At 39.6% G+C, this 15,490-nt stretch carries 12 protein-coding genes and 1 pseudogene; 8 read left to right on the top strand and 5 right to left on the bottom strand.

Annotated features, from left to right (window positions below; all coding sequences use genetic code 11):
• The 7 genes and pseudogenes from G0028_RS15835 (at position 1) to G0028_RS15810 (ending at position 8,167) form a co-directional block, all read left to right on the top strand.
• Positions 1 to 1,455, top strand: coding sequence for an NAD(P)(+) transhydrogenase (Re/Si-specific) subunit beta (locus G0028_RS15835; protein WP_180045046.1), 1,455 nt, complete (start codon positions 1 to 3; stop codon positions 1,453 to 1,455).
• A gap of 206 nt (positions 1,456 to 1,661) precedes the next feature.
• On the top strand, positions 1,662 to 2,588 hold the full coding sequence (locus G0028_RS15830) for a LysR family transcriptional regulator (protein WP_180045047.1): 927 nt from the start codon (positions 1,662 to 1,664) through the stop codon (positions 2,586 to 2,588).
• A 113-nt stretch (positions 2,589 to 2,701) separates the two neighbouring features.
• Entirely contained in the window at positions 2,702 to 4,114 is a 1,413-nt protein-coding gene (tcuA, locus tag G0028_RS15825) for an FAD-dependent tricarballylate dehydrogenase TcuA (RefSeq protein ID WP_180045048.1), read from the top strand.
• The gene (gene tcuB, locus G0028_RS15820; protein ID WP_180045049.1) at positions 4,115 to 5,254 is read left to right on the top strand and encodes a tricarballylate utilization 4Fe-4S protein TcuB; all 1,140 of its coding nucleotides are present in this window, start codon (positions 4,115 to 4,117) and stop codon (positions 5,252 to 5,254) included.
• A gap of 60 nt (positions 5,255 to 5,314) precedes the next feature.
• Positions 5,315 to 6,610: pseudogene (locus tag G0028_RS15815) on the top strand (MFS transporter).
• Positions 6,611 to 6,959: 349 nt separating this feature from the next.
• Positions 6,960 to 7,256: a hypothetical protein gene (locus G0028_RS21145; RefSeq protein ID WP_227554743.1), complete on the top strand. Its 297-nt coding sequence runs from the start codon at positions 6,960 to 6,962 to the stop codon at positions 7,254 to 7,256.
• A 71-nt stretch (positions 7,257 to 7,327) separates the two neighbouring features.
• Positions 7,328 to 8,167 (top strand): hypothetical protein, encoded by an 840-nt coding sequence (locus G0028_RS15810; RefSeq protein WP_257222161.1) that lies wholly within the window; start codon positions 7,328 to 7,330, stop codon positions 8,165 to 8,167.
• An 82-nt stretch (positions 8,168 to 8,249) separates the two neighbouring features.
• Here G0028_RS15810 and rsfS read toward each other — a convergent pair whose 3' ends face one another.
• From rsfS to G0028_RS15785, 5 genes are all read right to left on the bottom strand, one after another.
• Positions 8,250 to 8,648, bottom strand: a complete 399-nt coding sequence (gene rsfS, locus G0028_RS15805) for a ribosome silencing factor (RefSeq protein WP_130072033.1) — start codon at positions 8,646 to 8,648, stop codon at positions 8,250 to 8,252.
• Positions 8,649 to 8,749: 101 nt separating this feature from the next.
• Positions 8,750 to 9,544 (bottom strand): hydroxypyruvate isomerase family protein, encoded by a 795-nt coding sequence (locus G0028_RS15800; RefSeq protein WP_180045050.1) that lies wholly within the window; start codon positions 9,542 to 9,544, stop codon positions 8,750 to 8,752.
• Positions 9,545 to 9,589: 45 nt separating this feature from the next.
• On the bottom strand, positions 9,590 to 10,459 hold the full coding sequence (locus G0028_RS15795) for an NAD(P)-dependent oxidoreductase (RefSeq protein WP_180045051.1): 870 nt from the start codon (positions 10,457 to 10,459) through the stop codon (positions 9,590 to 9,592).
• A gap of 51 nt (positions 10,460 to 10,510) precedes the next feature.
• A complete protein-coding gene (locus tag G0028_RS15790; RefSeq protein ID WP_180045052.1) occupies positions 10,511 to 11,299 on the bottom strand; it encodes a crotonase/enoyl-CoA hydratase family protein in 789 nt (262 codons plus the stop codon).
• A 115-nt stretch (positions 11,300 to 11,414) separates the two neighbouring features.
• Positions 11,415 to 14,219 carry an ATP-binding protein gene (locus G0028_RS15785; protein ID WP_180045053.1) on the bottom strand — a complete coding sequence of 935 codons (2,805 nt, stop codon included), beginning with the start codon at positions 14,217 to 14,219 and terminating at the stop codon, positions 11,415 to 11,417.
• 315 nt (positions 14,220 to 14,534) lie between these two features.
• On the opposite strand from G0028_RS15785, the gene cysM reads away from it, so the two are divergent.
• Entirely contained in the window at positions 14,535 to 15,449 is a 915-nt protein-coding gene (cysM, locus tag G0028_RS15780) for a cysteine synthase CysM (RefSeq protein ID WP_130072028.1), read from the top strand.
• Positions 15,450 to 15,490 lie beyond the last annotated feature (41 nt).

The raw sequence follows: 15,490 nt of genomic DNA, 5'->3' as shown, positions 1-15,490 counted from the left end.
ATGGAATTCATTAAAGAATATGCGGATTGGTTCTACCTAGTAGGTGCTGTCCTTTTTATCTTAACTTTACGTGGTCTTTCGGGCCCTAAAACTGCGATCCAAGGTAACCGTTACGGTATGGTTGCGATGGCAATCGCTGTCATTACAACTTTCTTCGTGGCAGATCATCCTGTTGTTTGGATGATTGGTGGTGCGATGGTGTTGGGTGCGATTGTGGGTATTGCGCGTGCTCGTACAGTGCCAATGACACAAATGCCTGAAACTGTTGCGTTAATGCACTCATTGGTGGGTTTGGCTGCGGTATTGATTGCGATTGCTGCAATTTTACACAATAACCAGCTCACAGCATTATTTGCTGAAAATGAAGCTGCTTTGACTGCTGCCGGTGTACAACACGCTCATATGAGCAAAGTCCATTTATTTGAATTATTTGTAGGTTGCTTCGTAGGTGCGATTACCTTCACAGCTTCGGTATTTGCTTATGGTAAATTGGCTGCGAAGAAATGGGCAAAAACCATTTCAGGTGGATGGGTTAAACCTGTTCAAGCAATCATTTTCATTGCAATGTTGGTATGTGGTATCTACTTCTTTACCACTGGTAATATGCAAGCATTCTGGGCAATGACAGCACTTGCACTTGCATTCGGCTGGGTGTGGATTGCACCAGTTGGTGGCGGTGATATGCCAGTGGTGGTATCGCTTCTTAACTCATTCTCAGGATGGGCTGCTGCAGGGATTGGTTTCACGCTTGAAAACAACATGTTGATCGTTGCAGGTTCGCTTGTAGGTTCATCAGGTGCGATTCTGTCTTACATCATGTGTAAAGCGATGAACCGTTCAATCATCAACGTATTGTTTGGTGGTGCAATGGGTGGTGCAGCTGCTGCGACTGCTGAAAAAGGTGAACAGGTTCAACGTAATTATCGCTCAGGTTCTGCGGATGATGCTGGCTTCTTGATGTCAAATGCGGATAGCGTTGTGATTGTACCAGGTTATGGTATGGCGCAAGGTCGTGCGCAAAATGCTGTGAAAGAGTTGTGTGAAATCTTGAAAGAACAAGGTGTAACGGTTCGTTTTGCGATTCACCCAGTTGCTGGTCGTATGCCAGGTCACATGAACGTACTTCTAGCTGAAGCTGATGTTGCTTATGAAGACATCTTGGAAATGGATGAGATTAACTCAGATTTTCCTGCAACAGACGTGGTACTTGTGATTGGTGCGAACGACGTAGTGAACCCAGCTGCTAAAGATGATCCAAGCTCTCCAATTTATGGTATGCCAATTCTTGAGGCGCATAAAGCACGTACCATCATGGTGATCAAACGCTCTATGGCAACAGGTTATGCTGGCTTAGATAACGATTTGTTCTACAATGAAAAAACCATGATGATCTTTGGTGATGCGAAGAAAGTGGTTGAAGATATGACGAAAGCGATTAATGGCGGCGGTCACTAATCTATGCTTCTAAAGTCCCTCTTTTGTAAAGAGGGACTTAGGGAGAGTAAAAACCACCTTCGGGTGGTTTTTTGTTGTGCTATTAATTTACACTGAATTTTTGCTATGCTTTCAAACTGATGACGACTTGATTTGTTTCAGTCACTTATTTATGCAATGTTATGCATTAAACCGATCCCTAGCCAATTCACGTGGATGATGAGCCAATGGAACTTCGACAATTACAATCGTTTGTTATGATTGTGGAACAGGGCAGTATTGGTAAAGCCGCGCAAAAACTTGAAATTGGTACATCTGCATTAAGTCAGCAAGTTTCAAAATTAGAATCAGAACTTTCAACTCGTCTATTACAAAGATCTGCCTTAGGTGTGACGCCTACGCCTGCGGGTATGGCTTTTCTCAAACAAGCTCAATTGGTTTTAAGGTATGCCAATCAAGCTATCGAAGCTGCACAATCTTCAAGATTAGCAGGTTATGTGAGTGTAGGATTTCCGCCGAGTACAGCATCTATTTTGGGAGTTCCTTTTACTAAAATGATGGCTGAACGCTATCCAGATATCAAAGTTCATTTGGTGGAGAGTTTATCTGGAAATTTAGTGCAAATGATGAACTCAAGACAGCTCGATATTGCGATTATCTTTAGTCAAGATATTGCTAAGAATTGGTCGATTCAGCCCTTGGTATCGGAATCTATGTTTTTGATTGGAAATGATGAATTCTTTAAAATTTATCATCTAAATGATTATCTAACACAAGGGATGATCCCTTTAAAAGTTCTCGAAAATTTTCCCTTGGCATTACCTAGTGCGAGTCATGGTTTAAGAAAATTGATGGAACAGCAACATTATGAACTTAATGTTAGTTATGAAATTGATGGCTTGAGTTTGTTGATGAATGCGGTTGCAAATCTATGCGTTGGGACGATTCAACCCGGGAGTGCATTTATGAATTTAAGTCATCAGCATTTAAATTTTTTAAAAATATGTAGTCCATCTATTGACCGAACCAATTATTTAATCAGTTACCCTGAAGATGAACTGTCACCAGCGAGTTTGGCTGCAAAAGCTGTTATTCGTTCATGTCTTACAGAGTTGATTCAACAACAAGCTTGGCCAAGTGCAAAATTGGTTTAAATAAATGATCCGCTTAAGTCTTTAAAATAATTAAATACCCCATCTACATCAGCCTCTCACTCTACATATCTATCATCCTTTAAAGTCTCTGCAAAGAGTAAAGGATGAAATACATGTACGATGTACTTGTTATTGGCGGCGGTAATGCCGCGCTATGTGCAGCAATTATGGCACGTGAGGAAGGCGCATCTGTTTTATTGTTGGAAGCTGCGCCGAAAGAGTGGCGTGGGGGAAACTCTCAACATACGCGCAATTTACGTTGTATGCACAATCAGCCTCAGGATGTTTTGGTTGATGCTTATCCAGAAGAAGAATATTGGCAAGATCTTTTAAAAGTCACAGGTGGTAAGACCAACGAAGAGTTAGCGCGCTTGGTGATTCGTAGTACTGAAACATGCCGTGAATGGATGAAAAAGCAAGGTGTGAATTTCCAACCACCATTATCAGGTGCTTTGCATGTCGCAAGGACGAATGCTTTTTTTATGGGCGGTGGTAAAGCATTGGTGAATGCTTACTATCGCAGTGCGCAAAATCAAGGGGTTGTGGTTCAGTACGATACTAAAATCGCGAGTTTAGATATTCAGAATGGCCAGTTTAAAGCTGCAATTGCGGAAAATGGTCAGCGTTATGAAGCCAAGGCATGTGTGCTTGCTGCAGGTGGTTTCGAATCAAACTTAGAATGGCTTCGTGAAGCTTGGGGACAGAATGAGCGTGGAGAATGGCCTGCAGATAATTTCATCATACGTGGGACACGCTTTAATCAAGGTAATTTATTAAAATTTATGATTGATCAAGGCGCTGATGTGATCGGTGATCCTTCGCAATCGCATTGTGTTGCTGTAGATGCAAGAGCTCCTCTGTATGATGGTGGTATTTGCACTCGTATCGATTGTGTATCACTTGGAATTGTAGTGAATAACCAAGCAGAGCGTTTTTATGATGAAGGCGAAGACTTTTGGCCAAAACGTTATGCAATTTGGGGGCGATTGGTTGCGAAGCAACCGGGTCAAATTGGCTTTTCAATTATCGACGCAAAATCTGTTGGGCGTTTTATGCCTCCCGTTTTTGAAGGTAAAAAAGCCAACAGCATCCGTGAATTAGCCGTATTGATGGACTTAGATCCAGACACATTAGAAAAAACCGTACAAAATTTTAATCAGTCTTGTGTCAAAGGTGAATTTAACCATACCGTTTTGGACAACTGTCATACGGAAAATTTAAGCCCTGCAAAAACCCATTGGGCCGTACCACTCGATTCACCTCCATATTATGCCTATGCCTTGAGACCAGGAATTACTTTCACTTATCTGGGAATGAAAGTCGAAAAGGATGCCGCTGTACGCTTTAACAATGTTCCAAGTCCAAATCTATATGTCGCAGGTGAAATGATGGCTGGCAATGTACTTGGGCAAGGCTATACCGCAGGTGTAGGGATGTCGATTGGAACGACGTTTGGTCGAATCGCAGGGAAAAATGCAGCATTAGCAGCATTGAATAAAAGTGCTTTGCAAAAGGAGGCTGTATAAATGAATATTCAAGCGAAAAATTTAATTCCAATCGTTCAGCTTACCGACAGCGAAGAACAGGTCAAACAAGCTCTGCAGATTTGTAATGCCTGTCGTTATTGTGAAACTTTTTGTGCTGTTTTCCCTGCAATGACCAAGCGTTTAGAATTTAATGAAGCAGATATACATTATTTAGCCAATCTTTGTCATAATTGCGGTGCATGTCTACATGCCTGTCAATATGCTCCTCCGCATGAATTCGGGGTCAATATTCCACAAGCAATGGCTCAAGTACGCCTTGAAACCTATCAAAAATTTGCAGTACCCCTGAGCTTTGGCAAGCTATATCAAAAAGCCGGCATTACTTTGGTGAGTGCGCTGACGATTACACTAATTCTATTCATGCTGGCCGCATCTTTGATGCGTGGAAATCAATTATTCGGTTTACACCAAGGCAACTTTTACGCCATTTTCCCACATAATTTTTTAGCAGTACTTTTTGGATCTGTTTTTGTTATTGCCTTTATTTTATTGGGGCTAGGCGTTCGAAAGTTCTGGAATCAAACTTCAGAGGTTGTACTTGGTGGTGTTGAGCAACCAGATATTTTACAAGCCACTAAAAATGTACTGACATTGAAATATTTAGATGGTGGACATGGTAAAGGCTGTAATGAGCAAGATGACCGTTATACCTTGATCCGCCGTCGTTTTCACCACTTTACAATGTATGGTTTTTTACTGTGCTTTTTAGCCACCATTGTTGCAACGGCATATCATTATTTATTGGGAATACACGCCCCATATCCTGTAAGCAGTGCTCCTGTGATTTTAGGAACATTAGGCGGTTTGGGCTTAATTATTGGTCCTAGTGGTTTGTTATATCTGAATATTAAACGCGATCCGTTGCATGGCGATGCAAAACAAAAACCAATGGATCGTGGCTTCATTTTCCTTTTGCTGATGATTAGTGCGACGGGTCTTGGGTTGTTAGCATTTCGAGATAGTGCATGGATGGCCGTATGGTTGATTGCACATTTGGCAACGGTAATGAGTTTTTTCCTGACGATACCTTTTGGAAAATTTGCTCATGGCTTTTACCGCAGTGCGGCCTTGTTGAAGTTCGCAGTAGAAGAACGTCGTAGTAAAAAAACTAAATCTTAATTTCATACATAAGTTTATGCATTTTATTTACAGCTTGGAATATAGCCAGGGAGGTTTGCTATGTCTGTAGGAAGCAAGAGCAGTGGCAATTTAAGGAAAATTTTAAATGTCACGAGTGGTAATTTTTTAGAACAATATGATTTTTTCTTATTCGGATTTTACGCTACGTATATCGCAGCTAAATTTTTCCATTCGGATAATGAATATGTCTCTTTGATGATGACATTTACCGTGTTTGCCGCAGGCTTTCTGATGCGACCACTTGGTGCTATTTTTTTAGGTGCTTATGTAGACCGAATTGGGCGACGTAAGGGATTGATTGTTACATTAAGTTTGATGGCACTCGGTACGATATTGATTACATTTGTTCCAGGTTATGAGCAAATCGGCATTATTGCACCCATCCTGGTCGTAATTGGTCGTTTGCTACAAGGCTTTTCAGCTGGTGTGGAAATGGGTGGGGTATCAGTATATCTTGCTGAAATTGCTACAGATAAAAACCGTGGGTTTATTACCAGTTGACAATCTGCAAGTCAACAAGTTGCTGTGGTTGCTGCGGCGATTTTAGGCTTTGGTTTAAATCAAATTTTAACCGTAGCGCAAATTGGTGATTGGGGTTGGAGAATACCATTTTTCGTTGGTTGTCTCATTATTCCATTGATCTTCTTTTTACGTCGGAACCTTGAAGAAACTGAAGCATTTAAAGCACAAAAAACACATCCTACTGGTAAAGAAATTTTACAAACCATGGTCAGTAATTGGAAAGTTGTGATTGCAGGTATGTTGATGAGTGCAATGACGACGACTTTCTATTTTATTACAGTATATACGCCTATTTATGCGAAGCGTGCACTCGAACTTTCAACAGGTGAAAGTCTTTTAGCTGCCGTCATTGTTGGGTTATCTAATTTTATTTGGCTGCCTATCGGTGGTGCAATTTCTGACCGTGTGGGGCGTCGACCTGTTCTGGTTGGAATTAGTGTTCTCGCAATTTTTACCGCATATCCTGCCTTAAGCTGGTTGGTTAACCATATTAGTTTTGGCAACTTGCTTATTGTATTACTGTATTTTTCATTCTTTTTTGGCATGTACAACGGTAGTATGGTGGCGACTTTGGCCGAATGTATGCCAGCCCGTGTACGAACAGTTGGTTTTTCATTGGCATTTAGCTTCGCGACCGCACTCTTTGGTGGTGTAACGCCAATGATGAGTACTTTTATTATTGAAAAAACAGCGGATCCGAGTATGCCAGCAGCATGGTTAATGTTTGCTGCAACTTGTAGTCTATTAGCCAGTTTATATCTATGTAAGCGATTACCGAATCGAAAAATTCAATATCAAGAAAGTCAGATTTAGTTTTCCAAACCACCTTCGGGTGGTTTTTTATTGTGACTGAAGAGATATTTAGCCATTAATTGAATTTCAAATTTTGGAACTGGATTAAAAGCTTGACTAAGTTTTAAATAATATTTATTACATGCAGTAAGGCAAGTTCAATAAATTTAAATGATTTGCTTTAAACATCTAATTAAAATTACTGTTTGATAAATAGTATAAAAAATGAGAAAACGTGAAAAGTTGTTTTTTAAAAGACAAAATCACTTTATAATTCAAACAAATTGATAACTATGTAACATTAGTATTATTAATTGTGATTTTTTTAAAATAAATAAAATATCATTTAAACAATGGGATAGAGGAATTCATGCTGAATTGGAAGTACGCTAAGTATCTTGCTTTATTCATGTTGCTTGTCCCATGCTGTGTATTTGCTTCGAATTTAGATCAAGATATTGCTGCATTTAATCTCATAACTGACTACCGATTACTGTTTTTTGGTGGGGTATTCGTGATTTTTGTTCAAGCTGGTTTTGCTATAGTTGAAGGTGGATACCAGTTTAATCTTAAGTCTATTTTTGCGCTGTTGATCAGTTATTTATCTTCAATTTTAGGTGCTGTACTTTTTGGCTTATTGTGTGTGGGGGGATTCATTTTGGCGTAATAGATCACCCCAATGATAAGCCATATTTTTATTCTGGTTGGCATAGGAATTTATTGTTTTTCTATATACTTATGGCAACTACAATTACTACAGTTGTAGGGCGAATTATTCCTAATAAAAGTTCACTTATCATGAGTTGGGGAGTGGGTTTAACCATTTCTGCAATTATTTTTCCTTTCTTTAGTAGTTGGGTTTGGGGCAATATTTTATGGGGTGGTGGCTGGCTAAAAAATATTGGATTTATTGATTTTGCAGGTTCTACCGTTGTTCATTCTGCGGCAGCATGGGTGCTTCTTGCAGGTTATTTGACATTGAAGTCTGCTGGAAAAGAAGAAGAAAAGAAGAAGAATTTAATCTTTGAAGATTATCGAATTTTATCATTTGCAGTTGCAGGTTTTATTCTTTGGCTCGCGTGGTCAGGATTGAATGTTGTTTATATCACTGCGATTCCAGTCGATGTTAGTGTAGTTGTGAGCAATGCTTTTATTGCGCTGTTCACAGCCTTCATTGCTCCCCTGATTTTAGTTTCAGCATTTGATCGTCGGATGATCTCTTGGAATGAATTAATTAAATCTGCACTCGGTGGATTGGTAGCTATCACTGCAAGCTGTGGATTTGTTGATTATTTCACAGCAACACTGATTGGCGCAGTAGGAGGTTTACTAACCGTTTATGTACCCCGAATATTGATTCATCGAGTAACATCTCGACATGTTAGAGATGTGATTGCAGTACATGGAATGTGTGGTGTGTGGGGGACTTTGGCAGTTGCCATGGTTGAAAGTTCAATGGGACTTTCTATAGCAGAAGCTTTTGTTGTTCAAAGTTTTGGTGTTTTGGTTAATTTTGTTTGGAGTTTCGGGCTGGGTTATCTTGTCTTTAAGCAGTTATCCAAAATGAATTTTTTATAAAAATTCGCAAAAAATCAAATAATAGTGACAAAAAAAGCGACAAATACGTCGCTTTTTAAGTTTCTCATTTTATAAATGAGCTTTAGGCAACTTCAGGAGTTACACGCCATAAGCTTTCTAAATCATAAAATTTACGAGCTGTCGGTAGCATGACATGTACAACAACCAATCCTAAATCAATCAGGATCCATTCTGCATCACGCTCACCTTCTACCCCGATCGGGCGGAAGCCAGCTTTACGTGCTTCTTCAGCAACATTATCAGCAAGCGCTTTAACATGACGTGTTGATGTACCACTTGCGATGACGATAGCATCTGCTACGTTGCTAATGCTGCTTACATCAAGTTCAAGAATATCTTTTGCTTTTACATCTAGTAGGGCTTCATGTACAACTTTTAAGCAATTTTGTACATCTTGTTTGTGAGAATTCATTGCAAGTTCAAGAGAATTAGAAGCGCTGGGCGATGGTTCTAAATTCATGGTAAAATATATTTTCCAGACAATTACTCATCCTCTAATATAGCGCCTTTATCGAATAAATTCAAATTTATACAATAAGACTTGTGGATATTTTTTCCAGTTTAAGCTTGGTGGTTGTCGGTAAAATATTTTCTTTTCCATGCAAATGATTGATTGGAATCAACTTGTGGTTTGTATTCTGCGGCGATATAGCCTGTGTATGAACTTTGTCCAAGCCATGTGAAAATTTCTGCATAATTTATCTGAGCTGTATCGGGTTCATGTCGCCCTGGGCAGTCAGCAAATTGAATATGCCCAATCCAGTTTATATTTTCCTGTAGTGCCAGCAAAATATTTTCGCCCATCATTGCCATGTGGTAACAATCATATTGTATTTTTAAAGCAGGATGTTGTACGGCTTCGAGCATTTCTTGGGCTTGGGCAATATTTTGCACTAAAAAGCGTGGTATATCTGTGCCATTAATCATTTCAAAAACAGGCTGAATGTGATGTTCCGAACACAGGTGACATGCAAGCTTTAAGTTTTTAGATAGGGTGTTGAGGCAGGGAAGTAGATCTGCATCTAGAGGTTGTTTACCTGCAAGAATATTCACACTGGGGACATTTAGCGCAGTGGCATATTCAATTGCTGTTAATAGCGCTTGATGAAATTCAAGCTCTTTGCCAGGAATACCTGCTAAACCATTACCGCCATGCATTAAGTCGCCCGCAGGGACATTGATCAAGCAGAGTTTTAAGGCATATTGATCAAGTTGATTTTGAATTTCTCTAATACTGAGCTCATAAGGAAACTGAATTTCAATGTGTTGGAAGCCGTGCTGATGTGCTAAAGCAAAGCGTTCAATTAAGGGGACTTCAGTAAAAATCATTGAAAGATTTACTGCGAGTTTACTCATATATCTGCTCCATGCTGATCTATCATATTATTAATTCTCAATGTTTTATTGATTTTCAACGTGTTTAATTACACTTGCTAGGTCTGAATCAGCATAACCATTGTTTTGGTGTGCTTGCAATTGCGACAATGCTTTTTTTGCTACAGGAATATCGAGTTGGAATTTTTCAGCTAAGTGAACTGCATTATTTAAATCTTTTGATAATGTTTGTACTTTCCATTGCACAGGCTCAAAGTGATGTGCTGCCATGCGAGGCGTTAAAATTTGAAAAGGTTTTGAGTCAGCAAAACCACCTGCGAGCGCAGGCGCAAGTAGTGTGGTATCTACACCTGCTTGTTGTGCAAGTGCAACCGCTTCAGCAATCAGTGTACTGTTTGCGGCAACAATAAGTTGATTACAGATTTTAGTGGCTTGTCCTGTTCCTGAATCACCCATGCGTGTGACACGTTGCGAAAGAACATTGTAGATTAAGCTTAAATGCTCAATGGTTTCGGCATCTCCCCCAGCAAAAATGACCAAAGTGCCATTTTCTGCACCTGCTGTTCCACCTGATACAGGCGAGTCAATCCAAGTGACACTAAGTTGCTGTGCTTTATCCGCAAGTATCAGCGTTTTATCCACAGATAAACTCGAAAAATCCACAATGACCTGTTGAGGTTTGAGATGTGGTGCGATGAGATCAAACACATTTTGTACGGCATGATCATCGGCAAGGCAGCTTAAAATAACAGGATAGTCTGCAATATTGTCGAGTTGAAGAGCATGTGCTCCCATGTCAATCAAGCTTTCACATGCACTCGCAGTTCGATTCCATATCGCTACTTGAAAACCAGCTTGGACTAAACGCGTTGCCATGCGGCTGCCCATCAATCCCATTCCAAGAAATGCAATTTTAGTATTACGATCAAAACTCATATTCACGATCTCAAACTATTCCCTGTAAATTTAAATGATTTCACATATCTATTATTTAAATTGGCGAGGTAAAAACTCCACGTCTGGGTTTTTATCTTTTTTACGTGCAATTTGACTGTTCTTACCTAAAAGTAATTTCAATTGCCAAATTTTTTCTAAACGCAATGACTTTTTAGGTTCATGCTCCATTGCATCGAGCACGCGTTTTGCTGCTGCAAGCGCATCCGGTGAGCGTTGTAACATTTCTTCAGCAATGGCTTGAGCTTTTGTAAGCGGTGCTGGATCAGTATGAGTGACTAAGCCGATCTCTTTGGCGTAATTGCCATCAAAAATACGCGCAGTTAAAGTCAACTCTTTTGCTAAATCTAAGCCAATAACGCCTTTGATTGAGCGAGATAATCCCATATCAGGTACTAAGCCCCAACGACTTTCCATGATTGACATTTTCGTATCAGGATGAGCGATTCGAATATCTGCTGCAAGCGCCAATTGCATCCCTGCGCCAAAGCAAAAACCTTCTAGTGCTGCAATGACAGGAACTGGGAGTTCTTGCCAAATGAGAAAGGCTTTTTGAAATAAACTTTGTCCTGGTTTTAACAACTCCCAAGCAGCAAAAGCTGTATTTTTGGGGTTGTTTAAATCAGCAAGATCAATGCCAGCACTAAATACATTGGCTTCGCCTGTTAAAATGACAGCACGGATACTACGATCTTTTTTAATCTTTTGGGCAGTAATGACCAACTCTCGTAGTAAAGCAAAGCTCATTGCATTGCGTTTTTCTGGGCGGTTGAGATATACCGTAGCAATGCCATTTTGTTTTTCAATGCGTAATAGCGACATGTTTTTTACTCTTCTTGATTTGTCATTTAGCATAGCATGCACATGTCATGGGAACATGACAGTGCAGTCACAGAAAGTAGTCATTAGTGATACCTCAATAGTTCTGATCTACACATTAGCTACTGAGCACTTGCTGCGCGGCTGACTCCACTTCATGAATGACTAATTGTAAATGGTCTAAACGTTGCAAAGTTTCTTGAATAAATGGTTCATCGGCTTTACGGCGTTCTTTTCTTAAAGTCGATACAAACTGTTCAAACTCACCTGTAGCGCGTTGTAATTTTGGTGTACCTACATAACGTGTTGCACCATATAAACGATGTAATACATGTTCAAGCTGTGGGAAATCTTCAAGTTCAATCAATTGTGAAATTTCATCTAATTCTGTTGGGAAGCTATCGACTAACATTTTGAGTAAATCTTGTGCTAAATCTTCTTTATTGGCTGCTAAAGAAAGACTTTGTTTCCAATCTAAGATATCGGGGTCGAGTGCATCGACATAGACCGTATTTTCAGTAGCTTGTTGTGATTGAACAAAGTTATCAGATGTCCATTGCGTTAAGATTTGAATCAATTGATCAATCTGAATGGGTTTGGTGACATAGTCATCCATACCTACTTTTAGAAGTTTTTGTTTTTCATCTGCCAGTGCATGAGCAGTGAGCGCAATGATCGGCATGCGCATGCCATCCAAAGTTGACTCTAAAGAACGAATGGCACGGGTGGTATCAATACCTGACATGACAGGCATTTGAATGTCCATAAACACGAGATCATGTGGTTTTAAGCCTTGTTCAATACCTTGTTGGATGATGGTTAATGCTTCTTGACCACTTTGCGCTTTGGTGGTTTTGACATTGAGTTCAGCAAGCAGGGCTTCAAGTACAATTAAGTTGGGCAAATGGTCATCGACTGCCAAGACATGCAGATCACGTGCTTTAAAATCTTGGTGTTGCTCAGGTTCAAAAATTGGCTGATTGCTGAGCAGTTGAATGACGCCTGTACGACTGAGCGGTTGATATAATGGACGAGCACGATATTCATTGAGCATATTTGGCTCTAATGACATTTGATAGCCATATACGGCTAAATGACCTTGATAACGTGCACGAATTTCTTTTAATAATGCTTCTGTATCACCGCTATGATCAACAATTAACCATGTGTTTTCAGGTAGTCGCTCTAAGCTATTGAGCTTGCTAAACAAGTCTAAAATAGACTGTGTTTCAATATGCGTCACTTGATAGTCTTCTAAATAATGACGTAATACATTGGCAGTTGCAGGGTGTGCGAGGAAGGAAACGACATGCATATCTTTAAAGACCGGATGGATAATTTCCTCATGTTCATCCACATCAAACTGTGCGGTAAACCAAAAGGTTGAGCCTTTTTCTGTGGGTGCACGTTCTTGATTGTCTTCAAAACCAATTTGCCCGTGCATTAAATGTACAAGCTGTTTGGAAATGGCAAGTCCTAAACCTGTACCACCGAACTGGCGTGTGACAGAAGCATCACCTTGTGAGAAAGATTCAAATAGTTTTTTACGATCTGTACCACTTAAACCGATTCCGCTGTCTTGTACACTAAAGTGCAATAAGCATTGTCCAATATCATCATGTTCCATACGCACACGTACAATAATTTCGCCATCTGGGGTGAATTTAATCGCATTGGAAATCAGATTAGTCAGAATTTGCTTAAAGCGTAAAATATCACCATTGACATGTTTCGGAACGGTATCGTCATAGTAAAATGCCATTTCAATCTGCTTTTGTGCAGCCAAAGGTGACAACATATCCATGACGTCAAAAATTGCTTCTTCAAGATCAAAAGGTGCAGTTTCGAGTTCTAATTTTCCGGCATCAATTTTGGAAAAGTCGAGTACATCATTAATTAATGCCAATAAATGGGCCGAAGATTTACGAATGGTTTGTAGGTATAAGCTTTGGTCATTGCTGAGATTATCTTGTCGAAGCAATAAATGAATAAAGCCATCGATACTGTTTAATGGGGTGCGTAATTCATGACTGATATTGGCTAAAAAGACCGATTTTGCCTGATTGGATGAAATCGCTTGGTCACGTGCCTGTTTATAGGTAATGTTTTGCACTTCGAGTGTATCTAAGGTACGTCTTAAATCATCCTCAGTTTGTTCGGTATGTTCTTTTAATTCTAAGAAACTAAAATGCAGACGTTTGACCACATTGGCAATGTCACGTTGTAGTAGGCGTAGCTCGCCTGTACTGTTGATGACCATGTGCTGATCGAGCGTGTCAGCATTTAGACGTTGTAACTGCATACGAATCTCGTACATTGGTGCGATCCAACGGCGAGAATAAAAATTTAAGCACAGTAATAATAAAAGTAAAGTAAATAGCCCTGTGGTAATCAACACGATCATGACCCGATAGTGGGCAATTTCTAAGGGTTGATTGTCCAACTCAATCATGAGCCAAACGGGTGGTTGTTGCGTATTATTGTGTAAAAGAGTGGCGTAAATATTATTATGCTTTGCTGTAAGAGGTCCGACAAAAGTACCTTGTGTGGGGGGCTTTGGCCAAGACTGCTGACTTTGATAACCAACATTGAGCAATACTTTGCTATTTGACTGAACGATTGCAGCACGAATCAAATATTTTTCATTAAACATATGCTGCAAAATATTTTCAGCATGGGGTTTTTGTTTGGGATCATTCTGTATTAAGCGAATCAACTGTTCAGCAGTATTTTGATAACGGCTCAAAATCGCAATTGCGGCATAGCGTTGATTGGATTTGGTCGCGGAAGAAGTCTCTTTGATCACTAAGAGTGCACCAACACACGCTAAAATAGTGATCGGTACAAAAATTAATGCAATAAGTTGCCCATAAGCATGATTGAGTTTTAAACGTTTAAAGAGTTTTTTATTGAAATTCGACATGGTTCCAGCAACTCATTGACCATGCGCATGATATTAACATGCTTTATTCATCCTGCATGACAATCTGATTAAAAATCTTAGCGTTTGGAAAATATACTTTGCTGATTTATAGATAATCTTATTATTTTAAATGCTAAGTAAAGTTTCAATTATTTTATATCAATGATTTTAAAAATAAAATATTAAATGCTATGAAAGTAAAAAATATACTGAATCGCTTTAATAGAGGCATAGTATTTTGAAAAATGAATGGAAAGTTGTGCAGTAAGTTTTATTTTTTCATACAATATCGCCACCTCAATATAGGTGCAAATGATGAGTAACACACAACCTGATTTCTTCGCTGATGATTTTCTACTTGACCATTATGTCGGAAAAACGCCTTTAGTGCGTTTGCAGCGTTTGGCAAATCATACTCAAGCAACGGTATTGGCAAAACTTGAAGGCAATAATCCTGCGGGTTCTGTTAAAGATCGTCCTGCATACAATATGATTATGCAAGCTGAAAAACGTGGACAAATTCAGCCGGGAGATACCTTGATTGAAGCGACCAGTGGGAATACAGGAATTGCATTGGCGATGGTTGCGGCAATGCGTGGTTACAACATGCGTTTGATTATGCCAGCTGCATCGAGCCAAGAGCGTAAAGATGCGATGCGTGCATATGGTGCTGAGCTGATTGAAGCAGCAAGCATGGAAGAAGCACGTGACATGGCATTACAAATGGAAAAAGAAGGGCAAGGTCTGGTTTTAAATCAGTTTGGTAATCCTGATAATGTTGAAGCACATTACCTCACGACAGGTCCAGAAATCTGGCAACAAACAGGGGGTAAAATCACCCATTTCGTGAGTTCTATGGGAACAACGGGAACCATCATGGGGATTTCAAAATATTTAAAAGAACAAAATCCTGACATTCAAATTGTGGGTTTACAACCGTCTGAAGGTTCAAATATTGCAGGGATTCGCCGTTGGCCACAAGAGTATTTACCTACGATTTTTGATCCATCACGTGTCGATCACATTATGGATATTCCACAAATTGAAGCTGAAAAAACTGCACGTGCTTTAGCACGTAAAGAGGGGATCAGTGCGGGAACATCATCAGGTGGAGCTGTGTGGGCTTCAATCAAAATTGCAGAAGAAAATCCTGATGCGGTGATTGTATGTATCGTGTGTGATCGTGGCGACCGTTATCTTTCAACAGGTTTATTCTCTGTTGAGGATTAAATTTTAAAAGATTTAGACTTTACAATTATTTGCCTATCTGC

It is taken from the genome of Acinetobacter piscicola (genome assembly GCF_015218165.1).
GTDB classification, from domain to species: Bacteria; Pseudomonadota; Gammaproteobacteria; order Pseudomonadales; family Moraxellaceae; genus Acinetobacter; species Acinetobacter piscicola_A.
This window is presented reverse-complemented; position numbering and strand designations above follow the sequence as displayed.